The sequence below is a fragment of the Elusimicrobiaceae bacterium genome (assembly GCA_017520185.1).
In the GTDB taxonomy this organism is placed as follows: domain Bacteria; phylum Elusimicrobiota; class Elusimicrobia; order Elusimicrobiales; family Elusimicrobiaceae; genus Avelusimicrobium.
The window spans coordinates 11,192-36,869 of record JAFXGO010000032.1 but is presented as its reverse complement, the minus strand read 5'-3'; the positions used below and the strand labels follow the sequence as shown (position 1 = coordinate 36,869).

Below are 25,678 nucleotides of genomic sequence, written 5' to 3'. Positions count from 1 at the left end.
TGCCCTACGCATTTCTTACAAAGAAATAGCGCTTACCGGGCAGATACTGACTATGCTTTGCATTCTGCCCTACGCATTTCTTACAAAGAAATAGCGCTTACCGGGCAGATACTGACTATGCTTTGCATTCTGCCCTACGCATTTCTTACAAAGAAATAGCGCTTACCGGGCAGGTACAGACTATGCTTTGCATTCTCTGCCCTACGCATTTCTTACAAAGAAATGGCGCTTACCGGGCAGGTGCTGACTATGCTTTGCATTCTGCCCTACGCATTTCTTACAAAGAAATAGCGCTTACCGGGCAGGTGCCGGCGCAGGCGCCGCACTCAATACATTTGGCAGCATCAATGACGCGTTTTCCGTCTTGTTCGGCGATAGCGCCTACCGGACAGGCAGATTCACAAGCACCACAGTTGATGCAGAGTTCAGGGTTTACATTGTAAGCCATAAATTTTCTCTCCTAAGAATATAATTTGGATACATTTATTATAGCAAAAAAGACCTTTTTTCGTGGGTCTGCTTTTTCTCCGACGAAATATCCCTTGCTTTGGAAATGATTTGTATAGTAAAATATAAAAGTAAGGAAAACCTAACTTTTATGAAAAAACAAGCATTTCGTACTCTTTATGATTTAAAGCCCGGAGCAACGGCAGAAATTATTGATGTCGTGGCGGAGGGTGTACAAGCAGATAAATTGGCTGCTATGGGCCTTGTTAAAGGACAAACCGTCATACGTAAACCGGGTAAAAACCCCTTAGTGGTTTCTGTTTGCGGAAGTGAAGTGGCATTAGGCCCCAAAGCGGCAAAGCAAATTCTTATATCTTCCAAGCAGCATACTTTTTTACTCGCGGGCAACCCCAATGTAGGAAAAAGTTTGCTCTTTTCTCGTCTGACAGGGATTGGTATTTTATCTTCCAATTTTCCCGGAACGACGGTAGGGTTAAATTACGGTACGACCGTTTTTAACGGAGAAACCCATCAAATTATTGATATTCCGGGTCTTTACCATTTAGAAGATAAATGGGTTATTGAAGGTAAAAAAAGAGATTTATTTGAAGAGTTGGAATATGATTTTGTGGTGTGTGTGGCTGATGCCTCTCATTTAGAGAGAAACCTTTACTTTACCTTAGAAGTAATGAGTTTGGGAAAGCCTGTTATTTTGTTGCTTAATAAATTTGATGAGGCATTGCGAAAAGGCATTAACATTGATGTTCGTGCTTTATCTAAAGAGTTAGGCATTCCGGTAATCGGGGTAGTAGCAACGACAGGGGAAGGATTAAAACGCTTAGAGGTGACGGTTGGCAAACTGCTCACTCAAAACGATTATGATACACCCTCTATTCATATTCCTCAAAAGCCGGAAGAAAAATGGCACTTAATCGGCCGTATTGTTCGCCGCGTACAAAAGATTCATCACAAACATGCCAGTTTTACTGAAAAATTGCAGGCATGGGCTACCACGCCTGTGACAGGATTGCCGATAGCCATAGGCGTATTATTACTTTCTTTGTGGGGCATCATGCTTTTGGGAGAGGGTATGATAGGCTTGCTGGAGCCTTTGTATGAAAATTACTATTTCCCTTTCCTGCAAAAAATATTTGCATTCTTAGAAGGAAATCCGCTTTATTTGTTCTTGTTAGGCGATGGCGGAGAAACCTATTTCGGTCTGCTTTCTGATGGGCTTAAAATTGCGCTGATAGATGTGATGCCTTTTGTATTGGTATTTTATTCTCTGCTTGGTTTTTTGGGAGATTTGGGCTATTTGCCACGTTTGGCCATTTTGTTGGATCGTATTTTGCATAAAATCGGTTTACATGGATACGGAGCAATTCCTATTATGTTGGGCTTTGGTTGCAAGGTGCCGGCTGTAATGGGGGTGCGGGTATTGGAAACACGCCGAGAAAGAGTGATTGCTTTGGCCTTGATTTTGGTTTTAGCTCCTTGTATTTCTCAGACGGCGATGATTCTTTCTATGCTTTCTCCCTATGGATTAAAATATTTATTGATTGTGTTTGGTACGCTGGCCATAAATGGTATTTTGGCCGGGACTATTTTAAACAAATTGCTTAAAGGAGAAACACCGGAAATTTTTATGGAGATCCCGTCCTGGAGTGTGCCGCGATTTCGCCCGTTGGCGCGCAAAATATGGCTGCGCATGAAAGAATATTTGGCAGATGCTTTACCGCTTATTTTAGCCGGCGTTTTATTTGTAGATTTAATGCAATTTGTCGGAATTACGGATTGGGTGGCACGTTTGTTCCGTTATCCGGTGGAGCATGTGTTAAATTTGCCAGCAGAAACAACCCCTCTTTTATTGTTGGGATTTTTAAGAAAAGACATTTCTATTGCTTTGTTAGAACCCTTTCATCTTTCGCCTGAGCAATTAGCCGTAGCCTGTGTTTTTATGGCAATGTATTTGCCTTGTGTCGCTACGTTTTTTGTAATGCTTAGAGAGAATGGCATAAAGGATAGTTTGCGCATTGTGGCATTGACGCTTTGTTTGGCGCTACTGACCGCAACGGTGTTGAGATATATTTTGTAAATAAAAACCCGCTCTTTTGAGCGGGTTTTTTTACCACAAATTAGTTGGTGCTTCCGATTCTGCCGATATCTACCGGTATAGGTACTTCCCCCAACGGAGTGTCGAAGTATGCCGTTCCCGTTAAGTGATAATCTACCGTTCCGCTGCCCATGCTGACCAAGCCCAACAGTTTGCTGCCAAAGGAGCTGGTCGGGATAACCAGATGCACTTTTTGATTTTTGACAGAGTTTGGCTCTACACGTACATCCTTAAAAGAAACATCAGCCATGTGAGTATCGTTCATCGTTAATTGTCCTTCAAATTTTTTGATGGCGGCGGCTTCCTTTTTGTTTAAATTGGTAATGCCGATATATACATCAAACGACAAAGAGTTAATGCTATAGTCTGCTATTTCTACGCTGCGCAATGCATATTTGCAATTAGCAAAGTTTTCCGCCTCTTGTACGGAAGCACAAGCAGTAAATAAAAATGGTGCTACAATGAGAAATAATAGTTTTTTCACGAGTATCCTCCTTTTCATCTTCCTAAATTGTATAATAATTAAAAGCAAAAGAGGAGTTTTTTATGGAAGAATTACAAAAAAAGATTTATCAACGTTTTATAAAGTATGTCTCAATAGATACCACGAGTAATGCAATGAGTACCAGCGTACCCACTACGGAGACACAGTTGCTCTTTGGAAAAATGTTAGCCGAAGAAATGAAAGAGATCGGGTTTTCGGATGTGCATATTGATAAAAACGGTTTTGTATTTGGTGAAATACCAGCCAATGCTTCCGGTGCGACAGTCGGTTTGATGGCGCACATGGACACAGTGGAAGATTTTTGCGGTGAAAATATCCGTCCGATTGTACACCACAATTATCAGGGTGGAAAAATTGTTATTAATGAAGAAAAAGGCATTGTGCTTACGCCTGAAATGGCTCCCGCTTTGCTTAGATGTTTAGGGCATGATATTATCACCGCAGACGGTAATACGCTTTTGGGTGGAGACGATAAAATAGGCATAGCCATTATCATGACGTTGGGCGAGTACCTTTTGGCTCACCCCGAAGTGAAACATGGCGCGGTTAAAGTATCTTTTACTATTGATGAAGAAACCGGTACCGGTATCGGATATTTTGATTTAGAACATTTTAAAGCGGATTTTGCCTATACGGTAGATGGAGCAGATTTAGGTAAAATTGATTATGGTAATTTTAATGCCGATCGTTTTGTTATCACCATTGAAGGCAACAACTGTCATCCAGGCTCTGCCAAAGGAATAATGGCCAATCCCGTACGTATTGCTTCGGATATAGTTTCTACCTGGCCGGAAGATAGACTGCCGGAAACAACGGAAAAAGAAGAAGGGTTTATCTTGTTTATGAACTTGCAAGGACAGTTGGATAAGGCTACCTTGAAAGGGATTATCCGCCATCATGATTTGGAACAATTTGAGCAATTTAAAAAAGATTTGGAAAAAATTGTGCAAGAAAAACGGGCCAAATATCCAAATGCAAAAATTCATTTGGAAATCATGAAACAGTACCGCAATATGAAAGATGTGCTAAAAGAAAAGCCGCAAGCAATGGATGTATTGGTAAAAGCACTGCAAGAGGAAGGAGTAGATTACGAATTAATCCAAGCGCGTGGTGGTACGGACGGCTCTCAGTTGTCTTTGCGCGGTTTACCTACGCCCAATATTTTTGCCGGATATGAAAGCCCGCACGGTCCGTATGAATGGGTGAGCATTCAATGGAGCGCAACGGTGTTTAATGTTTTATTGCGCATTTTACAAGGTGCCGTAAAGTAATCAAAAGGACATTTCTCCTAAATTACTTAATTATAAAAAACCTGTTTTTAGGTCGTTTTGTGAAAGGTCAAGATAAACCTACAAAGCCGATAATTCCTAAAGACAGGTTTTTTGTTGCTATGCGAAATGTAATTAATTCTTTTTTTCGTGCCAACCGTATCCGGTGGAAACAGGGCGGCCGATTTCAGAGAGTTTGTTTATTAGTTTATCCCTAAAAGAAACGGGACTTTCCGTTGCACCGGCTTTACCGGGATAGAGGGCATAATTTTGACGTTCTTCCCCTTCCGTAATATTGGGCATGACCACATTGGCACCGCTTTGCAAGGCCTTGATACGTCCGTTGGGGGACAAGGTTTCCATTGCAGTAGTGGCAGGAATATTGATGTCCGGTAAAAGTAAGCGGGTAAGGGCCATTGCCTTTAATGCCGGCTCTAAAATGGGTTGTGGCGCGTTTTTTAAGGGGGTGTGAGGATTGGGTATAAAAGGCCCCAAACCAATCATATCTGCCCCTAATTCTTTAAAAAATAAAATATCTTTGGCAATGGATTCTAAAGTCTGCTCCGGAAGGCCTACCAAAATACCGGTACCTACTTCAAATCCTAACGTTTTTAGATGGTTTAAACATTTCAACCGATACTCAAAACTCATGGAAGGATTATATTTTTCGTATAAAACTTTGTCTGTCGTTTCTATGCGTAAAAGATAACGGTCGGCACCTGCTTGTTTAAAGGCATCGTAATCTATGAGGGGGCGTTCGCCGATACTGAGGGTAATAGCCAATCCTAAAGATTTTATTTTTTGAAGCAATAAAACGATTTTCTCTGTAGTAAAAAAAGGGTCTTCCCCCCCTTGCAGCACAATCGTTTTATATCCATATTCCACCGCTTTTTGTGCAAGATGAAAAATTTGATCTTCCTGCATTCTATAACGTTTTACACATGCATTTTCTGCCCGAAGACCACAGTACAAACAATTATTTTTGCAAATATTAGTAAATTCGATTAAAGCACGCAGGTGTACTTCATCTCCCACATATTTTTTTCGTACGGAATCTGCTGCCTGAAAAATAGCTTCATTAGCCGTATCATCTTGTAATAAATGCACTAATTCCTCATATGTGAGGTTGTGGGTAAGGGCGGCTTTTTGGATAAGTGTTTGGCTATTCATAGAGATAGTCTATCAAAAAACCCCCGTCCGAAGACAGGGGTTTTTTGTATTAAAATTATTTTACCGAGCTGCATTTACGGAATCTAATAAATTTTTAGAGTCGGAAATGGTAGGATCCAAGGCTTTGTTTTCCGTATTGTAGTTAAAACGATAGGAAATTTTAAAGCTTTGCGGATTCTCGGGCGGTACTTTGACCAAGATGGAATAGTTTTGCGGTTCTACAGCAGTGGTGATATTCCATTCAATCATTTCTTGCATAGCCGGATGTTTGGCGTTAATGAGTTGTTGCAAGGTTTGTCCGTTAGAGAGCGTATAATTTTTAACTTCGTTTAACACATGGTCCAACGGATTAACGGGAGCAACAGCTTGCGGGTCCAACACTGTTTGCACATCTTCCGGTAGTTGCAAAGGTTGCGTAGCACCGAAAGAATCCTGTGGCAGTTGTTGCAACGGATCAGCAGGGGCGCCTAACATTTCGTTTAATTGGGCTTGCTCAGCCTTGATTTGTTCGGCAGTTGCACCTTTTTTCAAGAAGTTAAACTGAGCCGGTAAGATCTCCAGATAAGCCAACATTACATAAATGATGGCGGCAATAACCACAGATACCAAAGTGCCTAAAATAATTTTGGTCAGGTTGTTGGAGGTCGGTTTGAGATCAGCGGCTTTTAAATCATGTTGCGCATTGATATCTGCCAGTTCAGAGTCGGACAAATCCAAACGATGAGCATCAGCCGGTTCTTTGACCATCGGTACGGTTTTGATGTCCATTGTGGCTCCACGTTTTGTTTTAATCGTGTTTTCCAAAATCACTTTAGACATCGTTAAATCGGCTTCATCTTTAATCGGGGTGATATCCTCTACACTTTCATTTTTAGTGATGGTGTCGGGGATAGCCGCCGCAACAGTAGCCACAGCCGCAGCCGTACCTACTGCAGCAGCCGGAGCCAATTCTTCAATGTTGTTTTCTTCTTTTATTTCTACTTTGACTTCAGCATTGGCTTGGGCCGGCGGAATAAAATCAGAAATTAAATAGGTAGATCCTTCTTTTAATTCCACCTCCGTCATTTCCTCGGCATGGGAAGGAACGGCTTGTTCGGCAGGTTGTTCTTCCACCGGAGAGGGGTTATCCTCCGGCAAAGGAAAATCTTCCTGCAAGGGCGCTCTTTCCGTAAAAGCTTCCTCCAAATCTGCCTGAGATAAGATGCCGTCGCCTTCGCTTAATGTATCTTCCAATTTTTTACCGGGTACCAATTCTTTAACGGTTTCCGTAATTTCTTGAGAAGCCTCTTGAGTTTCTTCCGGTCCCATAGGGGTTAAGGACGCATCAATTTCTTCGGAAGGTTGCGCCACCGGCAACGGTTCTTCGGGTCGGGCGGAGATTTCTTCGATACCAACATTGGTGATAGTTAACTGAGGAGTATTAGAAAGATCCAAAGATTCTTTTTCTTGAGATGAATCTTGCACGAATTCTTCCGTAGAGGTAGGTTCCTCTTGGGCAGGAGCAATTTCTTGCAATTCTGCCGCCGGCTCCTCTTGCACAGGTGTTTCTTCAGCTGCAGAATTTTCTTGTTGTTGTGCTTCTGCAAGCGCTTGCGCGATAAAATCGTTTTGTTGAGACGAGGCCGTAATTTCGTTGATTAATTCTTCGCGTTGTTCTTCTGTAATAGGTTCAACGGCCGGTTCTTCGGTCACTTGTTCTTCAACGGGTTGAGCGGCCGGTTCTTCGGTCACTTGTTCTTCAACGGGTTGAGCGGCCGGTTCTTCGGTCACTTGTTCTTCAACGGGTTGAGCGGCCGGTTCTTCGGTCACTTGTTCTTCAACAGGTTGAGTGGCCGGTTCTTCAGCGGGAGTTTCTTCTTTGTTCTCATCGCTCAAAGAAGCCGCTACTACGGCAGCTGTTCCTACGGCAGCAGTAGCGACGGCAGCCGTTTTAATAGGAGAAAGCAAATCTTGGAAAGTGCTTTCTTTTTCTTCTTCGGTTTGGATTTGGCTGGCGCTATATAAAGAGTCCAAGGCAGAGCGCAATACCACTTCTTCCCCTTCTTTTTCAGAGTATCCATCTTCTTGGGCTGCATCAATTTGAATTTCGTCCAGAAAGTCAATGGGCTCTTCGATGTTTTCTTCACTAGACTGGGCGACTAGTTGCTCTGCATGATTGACTAAACTGGCGGTATTGGTAATTAAGGCATCATCTGTGACGGAGTCATCTGTAGCAGAGAGAGATAGGGTGTCTTCTTGTGCTTGAGGTTCTTCTGCATATTGTTCTTTTACTTCTTCCTGCACCGGAGTTTGGGCTTCGGCTGCAGCTTCGGCTGCTTCTTTTTCTTGGGCAGCTTTTTCTTCTGCGGCTTTGGCGGCGGCAGCAATGGCTAAATTGTGTTTAGTCATTTCCGCTTGGGCTTCAGCAGCAGCGGCAATGGCTTCGTCCAATTTACCTTTCATTCCTTCAATTTCATGGGTTAAATGGTCAATTTTTTCAATTAAAATCCGAGTGGCTTCATTGTCAATATTTCCACTTTGCACGGTGGCTTGTTCCTGCTCCACCGTTTCTTGAGCAGGAGCTTGACCGGTGAGTTTTTGATAATCTTCCTCAGTCATATTGGTGCGAGTCATGGTTTTGGTGGCTTCATCAAATTCAAAAATGGAAGAGGCTTTCACCCATTCTTGATTGCCACCGTTGGCATCTTCAGCACAAATCAACGTATCCGGCGTAAAACCAGCTACGTCAGCTAACTTCATTTCATCAAAAGGACCATCTACTTTATCATTGATATAGACCCAGTATCTCATTTTCTTTCACCCTGAAAATAAAAATAAACCGTCACGATACAAGCATACTAAATTTAGGGCAGTTTTAACAGTTTTTTTTCGTAGAAGATTTTTATTTTAATCTTCTATGCTGCTTACGCGTGCTTTTTTGTACATTTGTAGCAACTTTTCTAAATCCTCTTTAGAGCCCTTATGGGCTTGGATATTTGTCATCATATCGGCCACTAATTCTAAGGAAGAACCGTTCTCCAACATGTCTAGAACAAAGGTGGAAATCTGCCTGTCTGAGGTGCCATTTAACTCTCCTACCAACGTCTGCAACGCATAGGCGTGTAAAGATTGGTCAGACTTCCAGAATGTATACGGCGCTAAAGAACTTTCAAAAAATACAATCAACTCATCTGCCGGTTTGGTGCCTAAATAATTTTTTAATGCTTGCGGTGCTAAGCCTTTTGTCAAAGATTTAGCCTTTAAATCTCTTAAATAAGCCGCCTGCTTGCGGGCATCTTCTAATCCTAAGGTGCCCAATAATACTTTGCAAGCCAACTCTTTGTTTTCCAACGGGTTTTGACAATGTGGCAATTGAAGCAGTAAGTCATGGGACTCTCTTTCTATTTGAACATAGGTTTTTTGTCCGGCAAAACGTTCGGCCAAATCGTACTCATAGCCATTATAAATTTCTTTTTTGGAAAGAGTTTTTCTGAGTAAAATCTGTTCTCTGCGCAAAGAGGCTTTTTTCTGAGCTTTTTCAAAACATTCTTTGGTACCGTCTAATAGTACTTGAACGGCCAAGCCCAAGTTTTCTTCTTTTTGACTGACGTGTGGCAATTTTCTTAGCACCGCATCAAACGCATCATAGATATCTTGCGGAGTTTTAATTTTCAGATAACGACAGGCAATAATCATCAAATCGTCTTCTAAAATTTGACCTTTTAAAAGAGCAGACGTTTGCGCGATGTCTTGCGCATCTTTTGGCGTAATCTGACAAAGTAAAGTTTTGGCTATCAAAGAAGCATTTAAATTTTCGTCTGCATTGATGGTTTTTAGCTGCTCCATCTGTTCATTAAAATACTTTGTAAAATCACCTGCTCCGGGCACCATGTAAAAGCCTAATAATGCGGCGGTCATTTTAACGGATAGGTGGTATTTGTCTGCTATTTGGTAGATAGATTTTTTGTTTTCCGCTAACAACTTTTCGTTTTCCGGCAGATCTTCTTGTGCCTTTTGAATTAAAAGATTCAGCGCATGTTGAGCCTTATCTACGTCTGAAAGTTCTTTTTTATCTTTAACGTCTTGTAAAGAGCGGGCAAACTCCGTATCAAAAAAACGATGAGCGCCGAAAGAAGCATAATAGTTAAGCAATAGATCTGCGATGTTGGGATTAATGTCTAAGGCTTCTGAGAGTTCGGCTATGGAAACGGCATTATTGTACACGCGCAACTGTCTCAAGGCAGCCGGTAAAGTAATTTCATCTAGTAAAATTTTACCCACGATTGTATCTGCCATTTCCCCCCCATCTCCTAATTGGGCAGAAATGTCAGCGATGTCTTGTCTCAGGCGCTCAAGGCTCTTTTTGTTTTCCAACGTATAAACCAATTTGGCAGCATAATCGTCGTCTATATTGGGTAGCATCTTGTAAATAGTGCTCAACATTCCGCTTCGTTTAGTTGCTTTTTCGCTCATATCGCTTCCTTAACAAGATTTTAGAAACACTTGAATGTGTTGGTTAAATTTTTGGGTCCAATCTTGATTGTGAATAAATGCTAAATTGGCTTGAATATTTTCTATGCAGCAACGAATTGCGCTTTTCAGCAAATGTTGAGCACAAAGAATATCCGACATAATAACCGGCGAAATATCATCTTTAATGACGTCAATTTCGCGTAAACATTGAATAGCCGTAGTAGCCGTATCCGTCGGTACACGTGCGGCGTAAATCAATGCATCTTCCATTGCTTTAGCGCGGTCCGGTGCGTCTTTGGGCAATTTCTTTGCCACAATAAAAGCAGAGTACGCAATGCTATCTTCTTGGATAAAACCGTTTAATTGGTTTTTTAAAGCGCCCAATTTGCGTATGTGCACGTCTAGTCTGCTTTTTACTTCCTCAGAGGTAGCCTTTTTGTTTACGGTGGTTAAAGCCGCCATTAAGGCCAAAGCACAGCCCATCGTGGCAGCCATAGCGGCTGCTGCCCCGCCACCGGGTGTCGGCTCGGCTGAGGCTAAAGCAATATTAAATTTTTCTGCAGCTTTAAACCATTCCATAAAAATCCTTACATGATTGTGCCGGAAGGCAAATCTTCGTATTTTTTAATTTTGAGCATTTTCAAACGGTCTTCATCAATGCCGGTACGGCTGAAAAAGACGTGCTCAATCGCGCTGGCCGGTGAAATATAAATACCGCGTTTGACTCCTTTTGGATCAGAGTCTAACCCCAGCCAAACATAAAAAGTTTCAATGTCTTTAAAATCCTTCACTTCCAGCTCCGCCGGAGAAAGTTGTAAGCGGCGGTTTTGAGGCTCAACCGGCAAAATCAGAGCGTGGTGAAAACCGCAGGCTTTAGCCGCGCTGATATCACGGTGCGTATCTCCTACAACGAACACATGGTCCGGTGTAATTTTGGTTTTAAATTTCTTTTCACAACGTTTAACAGCAGCTTGCAGCATTTCTTCTCGCGTTTTTCCGTCTTCACCAAAACCGCCCACTGTGAAGTATTTTGTCAGACCGGAGGGTTCTAATTTGATATAAGCACCCTTTTCTACGTTGCCGGTACCCAATGCCAAAATAACATCTTTTTCATTAGATAATTTTTCTAAAAATTGTTTTATTCCGGCCATTAATTTATAAGTTTTTTTCTTGCAGGAATTTTTTACTTCGTTTGGCAAGAGTTCCAAATATTTATCGTGGATTTTTTTAATTTCGGTTTTGGTGGCTTTTTTACCTTTTATCAATTCGTAAACGATTGCAAAATTGTCCGTATCGGTTCTGCCGGCAATGAAAGAAGCCTCAAATTTAGGTTCTTTGCCGTAAAGTTCTTTAATGGCTTTGGTTAATGCCGTTTTTCCGGCTCCCCCTGCGTTGATTAATGTGCCGTCCAAATCAAACAATACCAGCTTTTTCATTTTTTCGTTTCTCCTTGCGTTTTGACGATGCCGGTGACAATATAGGCCCCCAACAATGCTAAAATTAACCCCAACACCTTAAAGATGCTAATTTTATCCAGTCCGAATAGGACCGATAAAATAAAAGTCATAACAGGGTAAGACAAAATAATGGCAGTTGCTTTTCCCAAGTCCATATTTCGGATAGCATAGTACCAAAACGTGTTTCCCAAAAAATAATTAATCACTGCTGTGAATAACAAGGTCCACCACAATGTAGGTACGGGTGTAAAAATAATCCCCTGTGTACAGGCTATATATATTATAAGAAAAAATAGGGCGGGAAGGGCAAACAAAGCTCTGGCCGCAGCAATTAATTGCGGGTCCATTTCTGGCGGCAACTTTTTGGCAAAGATGTGGCTCAACTGAAACATCCACAAACAACCGATAATCATTAAGTCCCCTTTCAGCTGTACGGAAAAACCGGCCTGCCACAAAAGCAAGGTGACACCGGCAATCACCAACGTAGATCCTCCGATTTGTTTTAAGGTAGGGCGTTCTTTTAATAAAACCCAAGCCAAGAGAATGGAGTAGATAATTTCAAATTGGTTTAAAATGGCCGCATTGGTGGGAGTGGTAAAATTAAGTGCAATCATAAATACTGTCATGGGTAAGGCCGTTCCCAATGTGCCTAAACCTAAATACTGCCAAATTAATTTTTTATCAAGCAGTAATTTCCAACCGTTTACTTTGTTAATGTGTGGCAGAAAACAAAGGACTGCTCCTGCGCAACCTAAAAATAAAAATAAAGCGGAAGTGACATACGGAACGGCAAATTTACCAACGATGAGGTTTGCCGCTGTGACGAACCATGCTATCCAAATAGCCACGATAGGGGATGTTTTCATGAATGCTCCTGTTGTTTCTTAAGAATATTACTGATTAAATAGGACCCAGCTAAACTAAGCAGAAGACCTACAAATTGATATGGCTGCGTTTTTTCAAGTCCCAATAAAACAGATAGGGAAAAGGTCAACACCGGATATGATAAATAAATAGCGCTTACTTTGGCTAAATCAAGCATGCGTATAGCCTGATACCATAAAATCATCGCCAGACCATATTTTAAAACTCCCGTATAGAAAATAACCGTAAGGGAGGTGAAATTTAGATGACAATATACCCCCTCTTGATAAAACTGCCATACTAAGAGAATAGTTAAAGCCGGCAAAGCATAAAAATTACGTGCAGCGGCAATGGTGCGATAATCTAAGTGTTTAGGTAATTTTTTGGCCACACAAGAGGCCGCTTGCAGCATCCAAGTGGAGCCGAGAATCATTAAATCTCCCGTCCATCTGGGGGAATATTGTTCTTTTATTAAAATGAGCAGAGAACCAATCAAAATAAGCGCACTTGCAAAAAACTGACTGCATTTTGGCTTTTCCTTTAAGAATAAGACGGAAAAAAGCAAGGCATAAATCAATTCGGACTGTTGCAGAATAGCCGCATTTGTCGCAGTAGTGTAATGCAGTGCCCAAAGTAAAACAGAAAAGCTAAAAGCGGTGCCAAACGTGCCTATGAAAAGAAATTTCCACCTCGTTTCTTTGGCAAAGAGAACACTCCATTGATTTTTTTTGTTTAAGTATGGGGTGAAAGATAAGCAGGCTAACAGGGTAGCGCAAAAAACCAATAATACCGGATTTATAACGGTAGCAGCATAATGTCCGGCTATGGGAGAAATCCCAATAATTCCCCAGCAAAGCCAAGCAGCTAAAAGCGGATTCATATTTCCTCTGCAGATTAATATCTATCATTATATCAAAATAAAACTTATCTTACGACGGAAAAAAAGAAAAATTATAAGGAATTTTGCGCAAGAAGTCATTTTTTTGCTAAAATATCTAAGCAGTCAGTATTTATACCCTCGTAGTAATCGCGCTTTTTAGCGCAGGTGGCGGAATTGGTATACGCGTGCGTTTGAGGGGCGCATGCCTCACGGCTTGGGGGTTCGAGTCCCCCCCTGCGCAATAAATTTAAAACCCGAGCGAAGGCTTGGGTTTTTTAATTTAGAGCAGGGAGCAGGCAAACTGCTTTGCATGCGTGGGGACGAGAAAGGCGGAGCGATGTTTTTGTTTGAGCCGATGATAGATCCTTACGGCGAAAGGCAAAAACCGCGAGCCCGGCCTGCAGGCGTTTGGGGTCAACCAAACGACCGGAAGGCGAGGCGGAAGAAAGAATAAATTTAAAACCCGAGCGAAGGCTTGGGTTTTTTAATTTAGAGCGGGGAGCAGGCAAACTGCTTTTCATGCGTGTGGACGAGAAAGGCGGAGCGATGTTTTTGTTTGAAACAATAAAAAAGCCCCGCAATTGCGGGGCTTTTTAAATCTTTATGTGTTATTTTGCCGGATTGGCAGGAGCTGTAGGAGCCGGCAGATTTACTTTGTCTAATACAGACACAGAAGCCTTGCGGTTAGAGGCAATCGTGAGCAAAATAGACGTACAGAATAAGACAACGGCTAAAACAGCAGTTAACTTGTTAATGGCGTTAAAAGCCGTCGGACTGGCAAAAATATTATCGGCACCGGAAGCACCGAAAATACCGGCGGCAGAGCCCTTTCCGCTTTGCAATAAAACGAGTAAAATCAAAAGGATACAAGCAAAAAAGTGTACAATCAAAAGCAAGGTTTGCATAAGTGTTTTTCATCTCCTATAAAATTAACATCTTTATTATACTATTTTTCTGCCTATTGTGTGTAGTGTATAAATCCTAAAATTCCCCCCTTTTTTTAAATAGACTTGCGCTAAACATGCGTGGGTTTGTGTTAGACATAAAATTTTGAGGTAGAATTTCCGTGACTATTTTGCTAATGCTACAAGTCCGGGCAATTCTTTTAGCAAAAAATAGACCCGCGCTAAACAACGCGCGGGTTTGTGTCAAACACAAAATTTTTCAGGCAGATTTCCCGTGTTTATTTGGCTAAAGCCACTAAACCCGGTAATTCCTTTAGCGAAAAATAGACCCGCGCTAGACAACGCGCGGGTTTGTGTCAAACACAAAATTTTTCAGGCAGATTTCCCGTGTTTATTTGGCTAAAGCCACTAAACCCGGTAATTCCTTTAGCGAAAAATAGACCCGCGCTAAACAACGCGCGGGTTTGTGTCAAACACAAAATTTTTCGGTAGAATTTCCGTGACTATTTCGCTAATGCTACAAGCCCCGGTAATTCCTTTCCTTCCACAAATTCCATGCTGGCACCGCCACCGGTGGAAACGTGGGAGAATTCAGCTTGATTGAATTTACCTTTTTTGATAACGTTCACACTGTCACCGCCACCGATGATAGATACGGAGCCGGCTTTAGTGGCATCAATCATGGCTTGAGCAATAGCAAAACTTCCTTTGGCAAAGTTCGGGAATTCAAACACGCCCATAGGACCATTCCAGAAAATGGTTTTGCAGTTCATGATTTCATCAGCAAATAATTTTTCAGTTTTCGGACCGATATCCAAGCCTTCCATATCGGCAGGAATCGTGTCGGAAACTACTGCTTCGGCCGTTTCAGAGAATTCTTTGGCAAGGCGGAAATCCACCGGCATCAACATTTTGACGCCTTTGGCTTCGGCTTTAACCATTACTTGTTTGGCTTCTTCAATTTTGGTTTCATCGAGCAAAGATTTACCTACTTCCATGCCTTTGGCTTTTAAGAAAGTATAAGCCATACCACCGCCGATGATTAATACGTTTACTTTATCCAACAAGTTGTTTAAGAGCATGATTTTGTCGGATACTTTAGCACCACCGATAACAGCAGCAAACGGGCGAGCAGGATTGGCTAAGGTTTTACCCAAGAATTCTACTTCTTTTTGTACCAAGAAACCCATGCAGCCGGGCAAGTAGTCGGCAATGGCGCTGGTAGAAGCATGAGCGCGGTGTACCGTACCGAAGGCTTCTTGTACAAAGATTTCACCGTGTTTGGCAAGTTGTTTGGCAAATTCGGGGTCGTTCTTTTCTTCTTCAGGGTGATAGCGCAAGTTTTCCAAGAGTACGATTTCTCCGTTTTTAGCGCTTTCCACTACTTTGTCGGCTTCCGGCCCTACGCAGTCTTTAGCAAAGTGCACAGGTACACCAAAAACTCTTTGTACTTCTTCGGCTACGGGGGCTAAACTAAATTCGGGTACAGCTTTACCTTTGGGGCGACCCAAGTGGGCACACAAAACGATACGGCAGTTATTTTCTAATAAAAATTTGATAGTTTTTTCGGTGGCGACAATACGTTTATTGTTGTCTACTTTGCCATCTTTTAAAGGAACGTTATAGTCTACGCGGACCAATACTTTTTTATCTTTCAAGTCTACGTCTTGTACTTTTTTAATGCTGTCAAAATTCATCTTTCTACCTCTAAATTTTTCAGATAAAACAAAGGCGGCTTTTGCAAGCCGCCTTTGCTTGTAAATACAATTATTTGTTGACGGAAGCCATGTGTTTGATCAAGTCTAACACTTTGTTGGAATAACCGATTTCGTTATCGTACCAAGATACGACTTTTACGAAAGTGTCGGTCAATTGGATACCGGCCTTGGCATCAAAGATAGAGGTCAAGGGGCAACCCAAGAAGTCAGAAGACACTACGGCATCTTCGGTATAACCTAAAATACCTTTGAGTTCGCCATTGGCGGCTTCTTTCATGGCTTGGCAAATTTCTTCATATTTGGCCGGTTTTTCGAGGTTGACGGTCAAGTCTACCACGGACACGTCCAAAGTCGGTACGCGCATAGCCATACCGGTCAATTTACCGTTCAAAGCAGGAATTACTTTACCTACGGCTTTAGCAGCACCGGTAGAAGACGGAATGATGTTGCCAGCAGCGGCACGACCGCCTCTCCAGTCTTTCATAGAAACGCCGTCTACGGTTTTTTGAGTAGCGGTGGTAGCATGTACGGTGGTCATTAAACCGTCTTTGATGCCCCATTTGTCATTCAATACTTTGGCGATAGGAGCCAAGCAGTTGGTGGTGCAGGAGGCGTTAGATACAAATTGAGTACCTTTTACGTAGGATTTTTCGTTTACGCCACAAACAAACATCGGGGTGTCGTCTTTGGAAGGAGCAGACATTACCACGTATTTGGCACCGGCTTTCAAGTGAGCTTCAGCTTTTTCTTTGGTCAAGAACAAACCGGTAGATTCTACGATATATTCAGCACCAACTTCGTTCCAAGCGAGTTCAGCCGGATCTTTTTTGGCGGTCACGCGAATGGCTTTACCATTAACGATGAGTTTGCTGTTTTCTACATCAGCTTCTACAGTTCCGTTGAAACGGCCATGCATCGTGTCATATTTGAGCATGTAAGCCAAGTAATCAACAGGAGTTAAGTCGTTGATACCGACGATTTCAATTTCAGGATTATTCATCGCCGCGCGGAATACGAAGCGACCGATACGACCGAAGCCGTTAATACCTACTTTTATGGTCATACTAATACGTCCTCCATTAATATTAAAACTACTTGTCACAAATATTTTACCAAATTTTTACAGCATTATCTATTGCGACTGCGTGCTAACAGGCGCAAAATTTCCAAATAAAGCCACACCAGTGTCACCATCAGAGAGAAACCGGCATACCATTCCATATATTTGGGAGCAACTATTTGAGAGGTTAATTGATCAATAAAATGGAAGTCTAAGGCAAAGTTGGCCGCTGCTACTAAGCAGATAAATACATTAATAGCGATAGATAGACCACTACTGCTGGTAAAGTAAGGCACGTTGACTCCAAACAAACCCAACAACATAGAGCCGAAGTAAAACAAAGCAATAGCTCCTGTAGCAGCTGTCACGCCAATGATAAAGGTGCGCGTCACTTTAATAATGCCGGTTTTGTATAAAAACAACATCATCACAAACACTAACAAAGTGATGGCGATGGCTTGAGCCACAATACCTTGATAAGTGGCATTATAAGCAGCTGAAACAATACCTAATACGACCCCTTCTCCGATGGCATAAACAGGCGCGAGCAATGGGGCAGTGTTTTTGCGGAAGATGACAATCATGGCCACGACAAAAGTGGCGATGGAAATCAAGACGGTATATCCGGACAGAGCCAGATAATGTTTCCACGCTACCATGCCGGCCACCACGCATAAAAATAATAGCGTGAAGGTTTTGTTCACGGTACCTTGCAAAGTCATGGCTTGGCTTATTCTACTACGATTTATGGTTTGTTCGTATGCTTTTTCGTTAAAAAGCGGATTTCCTTGAGACATATTTTCCCCCTTTTTTTTAGGATACTTTTATTGTATAAAATATTGTATAAAATCTAACATAAAAAAACGCTCTAGTTTTGTACTAGAGCGTTTTTGTTTAAGGCAAAATTACATCATTCCGCCCATTCCACCCATGCCGGGCATTCCGGCCGGACCATGAGCATGGCCTTCTTTTTCCGGAGCATCGGCTACCAAACATTCGGTCAAAAGTACGGTAGCGGCAATGGAGGAGGCATTTTCTAAAGCGGTGCGTACCACTTTGGCAGGGTCTACCACACCAGCTTTCAAAAGGTCACCATAGGTGCCGGTTTCGGCATCAAAACCATCAGCATTACCTTGCATGGCTAACACTTTATCTACTACTACGGCGCCGTCTAAACCGGCATTAACCGCAATTTGTTTCAAAGGAGCTGTTAAGGCTTTGCGTACGATGGAAATACCGGTTTTAACGTCTTCATCTTCGGTTTTTAAATTTTCCAGCGCTTTTTGGCTACGGGCCAAAGCAACACCGCCACCGGGAACAAGACCTTCTTCCACACCGGCTTTAGTAGCATTTTTGGCATCTTCCACTTTAGCTTTTTTGGCTTTCATTTCGGTTTCGGTAGCAGCACCTACGCTGATAACAGCCACACCGCCGGAAAGTTTAGCCAAGCGTTCTTGCAATTTTTCTTTATCGTAATCGCTGGTGGAATTTTCAATTTGTTTGCGGATTTGTTCAGCACGTTGAGCGATGGCTTCTTTGCTGCCTTTACCGCTGACGATGGTGGCATTTTCTTTATCTACTACGATGCGTTCGGCTTGACCGAGGAAAGCCAGGTCGGCCTTGTCGAGTTTCATGCCGCGTTCTTCGCTGATAACTTCACCACCGGTTAAAATGGCGATATCTTGCAACATTTCTTTGCGTCTGTCACCAAAGCCGGGTGCTTTTACGGCACAGCCTTTTAAAGTACCGCGCAATTTGTTGACTACCAACGTAGCCAAAGCTTCACCGTCCACATCTTCAGCAATGATTAAGAAGGGTCTACCGCTTTGTACAATTTTTTCTAAAACGGGCAAGAGATCATTCATAGAAGAAATTTTCTTATCGGTAATGATAATGTAGGCATTTTCTAACACACATTCCATTCTTTCGGTATCGGTGACAAAATACGGAGAAATATAACCGCGATCAAACTGCATACCTTCCACTACTTCTAATTTGGTTTCAGCGGTTTTTCCTTCTTCTACCGTGATTACGCCTTCATGGCCTACTTTTTCCATCGCTTCAGCGATAAGTTCGCCGATAACGCGGTCATTGGAAGAAATAGTGGCGATTTGAGCCTTTTCTTCTTTGGTTTTTACCGGCTTTTGCATTTTGGCCAATTCTTCTTTTACGGCAGAAACAGCAAGTTCGATACCTTTTTTGACCATCGTCGGATTGGCTCCGGCGGTAATATTTTTAATACCTTCTTTGAGCAAAGCATCCGCAAGCACCGTAGCGGTGGTGGTGCCGTCACCGGCTACATCGTTGGTTTTGGTGGCTACTTCACGAATAAGTTGCGCACCCATATTTTCAAATTTATCTTCAAGTTCAATGTCTTTAGCAATGGTGACGCCGTCATCGATGATGAGCGGAGAACCAAACTTTTTTTCCAACACAACACTGCGCCCTTTAGGTCCCAACGTCACTTTTACTGCATTGGCTACTTTTTCGATACCCGCTTTCATTTTAGCACGGGCTTCATCTGCAAAAATAACTTGTTTTGCCATATAAAATTATCTCCTTAATTTACCCCAAAATACCCAAGATTTCATCTTGGTGAATAATCAAATAGGTTTCGTTGTCCAATTTGATTTCTGTGCCGGAATATTTTCCGTACAGTACTTTATCCCCCACTTTTACATCCATCGGCGTGCGGTTGCCGTTATTGTCTAATTTGCCCGGACCGGCGGCTAATACTTCCCCCTCCATCGGTTTTTCTTTAGCGGTATCCGGAATAATGATGCCGCCTTTCATGGTTTCGCGTTCAATCGGCTTAACGATTAATCTGTCGCCGAGCGGTTTAATTTTTACGTCGCTCATTTTCACGCACTCCTTATATGTATTTTTTAGATTTTTCTCGGCGGGAGAATAAATTAGCACTCCTGCCGGATTAATGCTAATTTAGCATAAAATAAATATAATTGTCAATATTTAAATGGGTTTGCTAAAAAAGAAGAAAAGTAAATAAATTTTTTTCGTCGGGAACAAGTAAAAATCTAATATAAAAAATCCCCACCTTTTGAGCGGGGATTTTTAAAATTTATTTACGTCTGCGGAAGAAACGGCGCATTCTCTGGCCAAATGTTAATTTTTGGGCTGGTAATATTTTGATTAAAACGGCTGAAATATTATCTTGCCCGTCTTTTTCATTAGAAGAACGCACCAAGTGTTTGCAGGTTTTGACTATAGGGAAGTCTTTATCTTGCGTCAGAATATCGGCAATGGCTTGTTCTGTCAAGCCTTTATATAAACCGTCAGAACAAAGCACCATTACATCGCCTTCCTTTATCGGAAACTTTAAGAGGTCAAATTCAATATTTTTCTTGATGCCCATTGCACGAGTCAAAACATTTTGTATTTTACTCTTGTCAGCATCTGCTTTGGATAAAAGACCACGACGGACATGTTCCATTGCTAAAGAATGGTCCGTAGTGATTTGAATAATCTTGCCGTCTCTTAACAAATAAAGGCGAGAATCCCCTACATGTACTGCTATAGCGCAATCTTTATCAAACAGGACACCCGTCAAGGTAGTGCCCATCATTTTGTAAATTTCGGAGGATTGCGCCGTAGAATAAATGGCCGCATTTGCTAAATTAGCCGCCATCAACAGTTTGCGTTCTGTCGGGGCTAATTTGGGCAAAAAGGTTTCCGGAATTTTGAGGGTTTCCGTATTAATTTTACGAATGGTTTCTGCAAGGACGGATACAGCAATACTGCTGGCAATTTCACCGGCACTATGCCCTCCCATGCCGTCGGCCACCACTCCTAAAGCCAAATCGGAGGAAATCAAAACATTGTCTTCATTTTTTTCGCGGATTTTACCAATGTCGGTGACAGCGGCAAACTCTATGTCAAAAGTGCTCATAAGTGATCCTCTTTAAAAAGGATTCCTCCTATACAGTTTAATCCAGCCATTACAAATAATAATAAGACTAAAAAGAAATAGGCATTATTACGTTTGGCATTATTGTTAAAGTTTTCCAGAGGATAACTGGCGGCATAATCCCAAATTTTTAAGGTGGTTTTGCTGGGGCCGACTAAATAATATGTTTTGAGTAAATCAATAAACAGCGGATATCTTTCCTCTCCCAACAAATCGCCGGCATATTGATTAAGATGATCGGTTAACAATTTATTTTTTTCATCTTCTTCCATGAAATTAATAATTTTGTTGGAGGTTAACGATTTAAACATTCCCGGTCGAGAGATATTTAAATATTCCTCTTGGGCTTTGGTACGGGCTTTTTGGGCTGCGTCTGCATCCGGCATGGGAATCACGCTTACCAACGTATCCAACGTTGTTTGCGTTGTGTTTGCAAAACCAGAAACATTATATAACCAAAAACAAGAAAGTGATAACACAAAACAGATGGTGGGTAGAATAATGGCATTTTCAGATTTGGCACACAGATAATAGGCCGCAAGCAACACAAATAAAATGGCGGCAGTAAAAAGTATTTTAGTAGAGGCTGCCATTAAATTAGGTGCGATGGATAATGAAGATGCGCAGTAGGTCAAAGTGCAGGCCAATATAATCATGGCTAGGCCAAACACTCTTTCCGGTACGGATCTGTTTAAACGCCAACACAGAGACAAAACCCACGCAACCGACGGTACCAAGAAACATAAATAATATTCTGGTGAGAATAAATATTCCACCAGGTGCGATGCGTTAAAAAACTTAACATCGGGAGTAAACACTCCTGCCAAGTAAGAAGCAGCCGCCAAAGCCAGTAAGGCAGCGGTTGTTCTGGCATAGGCTTTAATTGCGGAAGATACAAAAATGCCTGCCAACATTACAAGAGCCAAAGCAGTATAAAACAGTTGATTGGGTAATGTTTTTCCGGCAGTCAACGGGGCTAACAAATTACTGAAAAATCCAGCCGTTTCTGACGTATAAGCCGAGCATATTTTTCCTAAGGAGAAAAAGACATATCCCACTGCAGCGGCAAAAGCCAAAAATACAGGCAATAAAATAAGAATTTTCAAAAGAAGTTTTGTCGCCGGTTTAGGATTGTGAATGGCCGATACCGTCACCTTAGGGGCCGGGATTGTGTCCGCCTGTACCGGTTTTTCAGGGACCAGTTCCATAGTAGGTGCCAAGGGCGGAGTGGACTTGGGCGGCAAGGCAGAAACGCCATTGACTAAGTCGTCCAATTTGGGCATTTGCGTGGCATTGCTTTTTGGGCGACCGGGCTGCGTTTGTCTGGCTGACATAGAACGATAAAACTCCGTTGCCCCCAAATTTCTGGAAGTGGTGTTAAAAGTTTCCTGTTCATTGGAAATTTTTAAAGAGCTTTCAATTCCTAAATCAACGGTTGCGCGGCCTTGCATTTGCTTGATGCGCAGTTGTTCTTCGGCACGCATTTTGGCAAAGTGCATATAGACTTCTTTGGCCGTAGAAAAACGGTCGTCCGGATTTTTGCTCATTAATTTCTGAATGGTAATTGCCAACCAACCCGGCATATTGGAACGAAGTTTAAGAGGATTGGGGACAGGCTCGTTGATATGTTTTTGAATAATTTCAATTGTATTTTTGCCATTGTAGGGAAAATGCCCCGTCAGCACATAATACATACTGGCTCCGATGGAGTATAAATCGGCACGCGTATCAATGTCTTTACCTAAGGCTTGTTCGGGTGCGATAAAATAAGCCGTACCGGCCAGTTCGGTCGTTTTGGTGGACCCTTTTTCTTTATCTACTTTTTTGGCGATACCAAAGTCCACAATTTTAGGTTTTCCTTCGGGCGTGATAAGAATGTTGGAAGGTTTGATGTCTCTGTGGATAATGCCTTTTTCGTGAGCTATTGATAATCCTTTCAAAACACCGTCAAATAAGTCTAACACTTTTCCGATGGGCAAGACCCGCTCTTTTTTGAGCAGAGCAGAAAGTGTTTGCCCTTCGACAAAAGACATGACGATAAAATAGTAGCCTTGTTCTTTTCCTACATTATATACGTTTACGATATTAGGATGATCCAACTCTGCAATAGCGCGAGCTTCGGTTAAAAAGAGCGACACAGCCTTTTTGTCGTTGGCCAAAGAGGGGCTTAGAATTTTTACGCATACAATGCGGTTTAAGGCTTTATGGCGAGCCTTAAATACAGCTCCCATACCTCCTTCTGCTACTTTTGTCAAAATCTCGCAGCCGGAAATTTCTTTTCCCACTAATGATTGTCCATCGAGCATATAATCCCCTATCCCTTATTATGAAATCAAGAAAAAAGTATCTTAATTTATTATATAAAAACTACTTGCTTTTGCCGTCATCAAACCGTAAAATATAAACAGGTCAAATTTATCATAGCATATTTTTATCATTTGGCAAACGGTGTTTTTCAAAAAGGAGAGTATATGCCTGAAACGAGTTTTTCGATATTGTCTGAAATAGGGGTTATTGCTTTGGGGGACGGTAATGAAATTAGGTTTTCCGTTGATGCATATAGAGGCTACCGTTATGCTTCTATTCGTAAGTATTTAACCTCCGACGGTTATAGCGGTGCTACGAGAATAGGTATTACCATGACGGAAGAGATTGTAAAAGCACTGGCCCCGTTGATTGCGGCCTTGCCGGATACCCCTGCGGAAGTAAAAGATGTGGAATTGGGAAAATTTGCCAAAAGGCCGGGCCTGTCGGTAGTGGTGCGTGTGAGCACCTTTCAAGGAATAAGGGGATTGGATTTCCGACAATGGCAGGAAGATGATGCTTATAAAGGTTGGACCAAAAAAGGGATACGTCTTTCTTTAGATAATATAAAAGAAATTAAAGCACTTTTTGCCAAAATGGCACAGTATTTTAATTAAACATAGGAGAGCGGGCAAGAACCCATCTGCGGTTATTTGCGCCGTAAGTATAGATATGAAATTTGGTTTTATCAAGGTGGCGGCAGCCATACCTCAGGTACAGGTGGCCGATTGTGCATTTAATGCCGAACAAATTAAAAACTTGATTCTTCAAGCCTCTAAATCCGGTGTTGAAGCGGTGGTATTTCCGGAACTTAGCATTACCGGTTATACTTGCGGGGATTTGTTTTATCAATCTGTTTTATTAAATGCGGCAGAAGATGCTTTGGCAAGTTTGCTGAAAGAAACCGCCGCTACTGCTTGTTTGTCGGCCGTCGGAATGCCGGTACGGGTAGGAAATGCTTTATACAATTGTGCCATAGTTTTTCAGAAGGGTAAAATTTTAGGAGTTGTCCCTAAATCTTTTTTACCCAATTATGGTGAATTTGCGGAAAAACGTTGGTTTGTCAGCGCAGAAGAGTCTACTGCCGAAGAAATTGTGTTAGCTGGCCAAGAAGTACCTTTCGGTACGGATTTATTGTTCGCCTGTAAAGACGCCGTTTTGGCTGTAGAGTTGGGAGCAGATTTATCTGCACCTATTTCTCTTTCTTCTTGGGCATCTGTAGCCGGAGCCAATGTTATTTTAAATTTATCTGCCTATAGCGAAACAGTAGGTAAAGAAGAATATCTAAAACGTTTGGTTTCCGACCAGTCGGTTCATTGTTGTTGCGGGTATGTGTGTGCCAGTGCAGGAATTGGTGAATCTTCTACGGATTCGGTGTTTAGCGGAAATGCGTGTATTGCTGAAAACGGCCAGGTATTGGCCTCAGCCAAAAGATTTGAGTTGCAAGAGCAACTTATTATTTCTGAAATTGATGTGGAAAAAATGCAATGTCTTCGTCGGGAAAATACGGTGTTCGGCCGGCATGTCTTTTCGAATGAATATAGAACGATTTCTTTTGAATTGCCGACGTCTGATTCTTTTGCTTTGCTTAGACATATCTCCCCGTATCCTTTTTTGGTGCAGAAAGATCAGGAAAAACAGTGTGAAGATATTTTGTCCATTCAAGCATATGGCCTTTTGCAACGTTTACGCCATACCCGTTGTCAAAAGGTAATATTGGGGATTTCCGGAGGGCTGGACAGTACACTGGCTCTGTTGGTAGTGGTGAAGGCTTTTGATAAATTAGGTTTAGATCGTAAAGGGATTATTGGGGTGACGATGCCTTGTTTCGGGACGACGGATCGCACTTATCAAAATTCTTTAAAATTGATGAATGCTTTAAAGATTACGTCTAAAGAGATAAACATTAAACAATCTTGCTTGCAACATTTACAAGATATTGAACATCCTTTGTCTGCTCGTGATGTGACCTATGAAAATGTGCAAGCGCGTGAGCGTACGCAGGTTTTGATGGATTTAGCCAATCAGCAAAATGCTTTAGTAATCGGAACGGGTGATTTGTCTGAATTAGCATTAGGTTGGGCCACTTATAACGGAGATCACATGAGTATGTACGGGGTAAATAGCGGGGTTGCTAAAACCTTAGTACGTCATTTGGTTGCGTATGTAGCACAAACATCTCAAGATAAAGATTTATCTTCTGTATTGCGTGAAGTGTTGGATACGCCGGTCAGCCCGGAACTATTGCCCCCCTCCGGTCAAAAAATCAGCCAAAAGACGGAAGATTTAGTTGGACCTTATGAATTGCATGATTTTTATTTATATCACTTTGTACGTTTTGGATTTTCTGCCAAAAAGATATTTTGCTTAGCCCAACATGCCTTTGGCAACAAATATAAAGATGCAGAAATAAAAAAATGGCTTTCTACTTTTTTAAGACGTTTCTTTGCCCAGCAATTCAAACGTTCTTGTTTACCTGACGGACCCAAAGTAGGTCCTGTCAGCTTGTCTCCGCGCGGAGAATGGCATATGCCAAGCGATGCTAAGGTATCGCTATGGTTGCAGGAGTGTGAAGAACTGTAAAGGGAGTTGCAAAATATTGACTTAACA

The 25,678-nt window shown here is 42.0% G+C and carries 22 protein-coding genes and 1 tRNA gene; 5 read left to right on the top strand and 18 right to left on the bottom strand.

The genetic code is table 11. The features are described 5' to 3' along the window. Positions 1–277 precede the first annotated feature (277 nt). Complete coding sequence (locus IKL48_06455; protein MBR3604292.1) at positions 278–448, bottom strand: 4Fe-4S binding protein; 171 nt, start codon at positions 446–448, stop codon at positions 278–280. Between the two features lie 150 nt (positions 449–598). Here IKL48_06455 and IKL48_06450 point away from each other — a divergent pair, with 150 nt between their 5' ends. Next, positions 599–2,542 (top strand): fused ferrous iron transport protein A/B, encoded by a 1,944-nt coding sequence (locus tag IKL48_06450; protein ID MBR3604291.1) that lies wholly within the window; start codon positions 599–601, stop codon positions 2,540–2,542. A 40-nt stretch (positions 2,543–2,582) separates the two neighbouring features. Here the strand turns inward: IKL48_06450 and IKL48_06445 are convergent, their stop codons facing one another. After that, complete coding sequence (locus tag IKL48_06445) at positions 2,583–3,044, bottom strand: hypothetical protein (GenBank protein ID MBR3604290.1); 462 nt, start codon at positions 3,042–3,044, stop codon at positions 2,583–2,585. A 62-nt stretch (positions 3,045–3,106) separates the two neighbouring features. Here IKL48_06445 and pepT point away from each other — a divergent pair, with 62 nt between their 5' ends. Then, the gene (gene pepT / locus IKL48_06440; protein ID MBR3604289.1) at positions 3,107–4,336 is read left to right on the top strand and encodes a peptidase T; all 1,230 of its coding nucleotides are present in this window, start codon (positions 3,107–3,109) and stop codon (positions 4,334–4,336) included. Between the two features lie 132 nt (positions 4,337–4,468). Here pepT and hydE read toward each other — a convergent pair whose 3' ends face one another. From hydE to IKL48_06405, 7 genes are all read right to left on the bottom strand, one after another. Further along, a complete protein-coding gene (gene hydE / locus IKL48_06435; GenBank protein MBR3604288.1) occupies positions 4,469–5,503 on the bottom strand; it encodes a [FeFe] hydrogenase H-cluster radical SAM maturase HydE in 1,035 nt (344 codons plus the stop codon). 60 nt (positions 5,504–5,563) lie between these two features. Beyond that, positions 5,564–8,293, bottom strand: coding sequence for a hypothetical protein (locus IKL48_06430; protein MBR3604287.1), 2,730 nt, complete (start codon positions 8,291–8,293; stop codon positions 5,564–5,566). A 96-nt stretch (positions 8,294–8,389) separates the two neighbouring features. Next, complete coding sequence (locus IKL48_06425; GenBank protein ID MBR3604286.1) at positions 8,390–9,955, bottom strand: hypothetical protein; 1,566 nt, start codon at positions 9,953–9,955, stop codon at positions 8,390–8,392. Between the two features lie 9 nt (positions 9,956–9,964). Beyond that, the gene (locus IKL48_06420) at positions 9,965–10,534 is read right to left on the bottom strand and encodes a cyclodeaminase/cyclohydrolase family protein (protein ID MBR3604285.1); all 570 of its coding nucleotides are present in this window, start codon (positions 10,532–10,534) and stop codon (positions 9,965–9,967) included. 8 nt (positions 10,535–10,542) lie between these two features. Then, positions 10,543–11,391, bottom strand: coding sequence for an HAD family hydrolase (locus IKL48_06415; protein ID MBR3604284.1), 849 nt, complete (start codon positions 11,389–11,391; stop codon positions 10,543–10,545). Further along, positions 11,388–12,278, bottom strand: a complete 891-nt coding sequence (locus tag IKL48_06410; protein ID MBR3604283.1) for an EamA family transporter — start codon at positions 12,276–12,278, stop codon at positions 11,388–11,390. The genes IKL48_06415 and IKL48_06410 overlap by 4 nt, the downstream gene beginning before the upstream one ends. Further along, positions 12,275–13,156: a DMT family transporter gene (locus IKL48_06405; protein ID MBR3604282.1), complete on the bottom strand. Its 882-nt coding sequence runs from the start codon at positions 13,154–13,156 to the stop codon at positions 12,275–12,277. The genes IKL48_06410 and IKL48_06405 overlap by 4 nt, the downstream gene beginning before the upstream one ends. Positions 13,157–13,315: 159 nt before the next feature. Between IKL48_06405 and IKL48_06400 the strand changes: the two genes are divergently transcribed. After that, positions 13,316–13,397 (top strand) — tRNA-Leu (locus IKL48_06400). A gap of 34 nt (positions 13,398–13,431) precedes the next feature. On the opposite strand, the gene IKL48_06395 is transcribed toward IKL48_06400, so the two are convergent. The 9 genes from IKL48_06395 to IKL48_06355 all read right to left on the bottom strand — a co-directional run bounded on the left by IKL48_06395 (position 13,432) and on the right by IKL48_06355 (position 23,070). Then, positions 13,432–13,677: a hypothetical protein gene (locus IKL48_06395; GenBank protein MBR3604281.1), complete on the bottom strand. Its 246-nt coding sequence runs from the start codon at positions 13,675–13,677 to the stop codon at positions 13,432–13,434. A gap of 87 nt (positions 13,678–13,764) precedes the next feature. Continuing rightward, on the bottom strand, positions 13,765–14,061 hold the full coding sequence (secG, locus tag IKL48_06390; GenBank protein MBR3604280.1) for a preprotein translocase subunit SecG: 297 nt from the start codon (positions 14,059–14,061) through the stop codon (positions 13,765–13,767). A gap of 503 nt (positions 14,062–14,564) precedes the next feature. Next, positions 14,565–15,758, bottom strand: a complete 1,194-nt coding sequence (locus tag IKL48_06385) for a phosphoglycerate kinase (GenBank protein ID MBR3604279.1) — start codon at positions 15,756–15,758, stop codon at positions 14,565–14,567. Positions 15,759–15,828: 70 nt separating this feature from the next. Further along, entirely contained in the window at positions 15,829–16,842 is a 1,014-nt protein-coding gene (gene gap / locus IKL48_06380) for a type I glyceraldehyde-3-phosphate dehydrogenase (protein ID MBR3604278.1), read from the bottom strand. 65 nt (positions 16,843–16,907) lie between these two features. Next, positions 16,908–17,636, bottom strand: a complete 729-nt coding sequence (locus tag IKL48_06375) for a Bax inhibitor-1/YccA family protein (protein ID MBR3604277.1) — start codon at positions 17,634–17,636, stop codon at positions 16,908–16,910. A 108-nt stretch (positions 17,637–17,744) separates the two neighbouring features. Continuing rightward, entirely contained in the window at positions 17,745–19,385 is a 1,641-nt protein-coding gene (groL, locus tag IKL48_06370) for a chaperonin GroEL (GenBank protein MBR3604276.1), read from the bottom strand. Positions 19,386–19,404: 19 nt separating this feature from the next. Further along, entirely contained in the window at positions 19,405–19,698 is a 294-nt protein-coding gene (locus tag IKL48_06365; GenBank protein ID MBR3604275.1) for a co-chaperone GroES, read from the bottom strand. A 220-nt stretch (positions 19,699–19,918) separates the two neighbouring features. Then, complete coding sequence (locus IKL48_06360) at positions 19,919–20,746, bottom strand: Stp1/IreP family PP2C-type Ser/Thr phosphatase (GenBank protein ID MBR3604274.1); 828 nt, start codon at positions 20,744–20,746, stop codon at positions 19,919–19,921. After that, complete coding sequence (locus IKL48_06355; protein MBR3604273.1) at positions 20,743–23,070, bottom strand: protein kinase; 2,328 nt, start codon at positions 23,068–23,070, stop codon at positions 20,743–20,745. The genes IKL48_06360 and IKL48_06355 overlap by 4 nt, the downstream gene beginning before the upstream one ends. A gap of 165 nt (positions 23,071–23,235) precedes the next feature. Here IKL48_06355 and IKL48_06350 point away from each other — a divergent pair, with 165 nt between their 5' ends. Together IKL48_06350 and IKL48_06345 are read left to right on the top strand one after the other, a co-directional pair. Further along, entirely contained in the window at positions 23,236–23,685 is a 450-nt protein-coding gene (locus IKL48_06350; protein ID MBR3604272.1) for a transcriptional coactivator p15/PC4 family protein, read from the top strand. A 55-nt stretch (positions 23,686–23,740) separates the two neighbouring features. Then, entirely contained in the window at positions 23,741–25,651 is a 1,911-nt protein-coding gene (locus IKL48_06345; protein ID MBR3604271.1) for an NAD(+) synthase, read from the top strand. Positions 25,652–25,678: the final 27 nt, after the last annotated feature.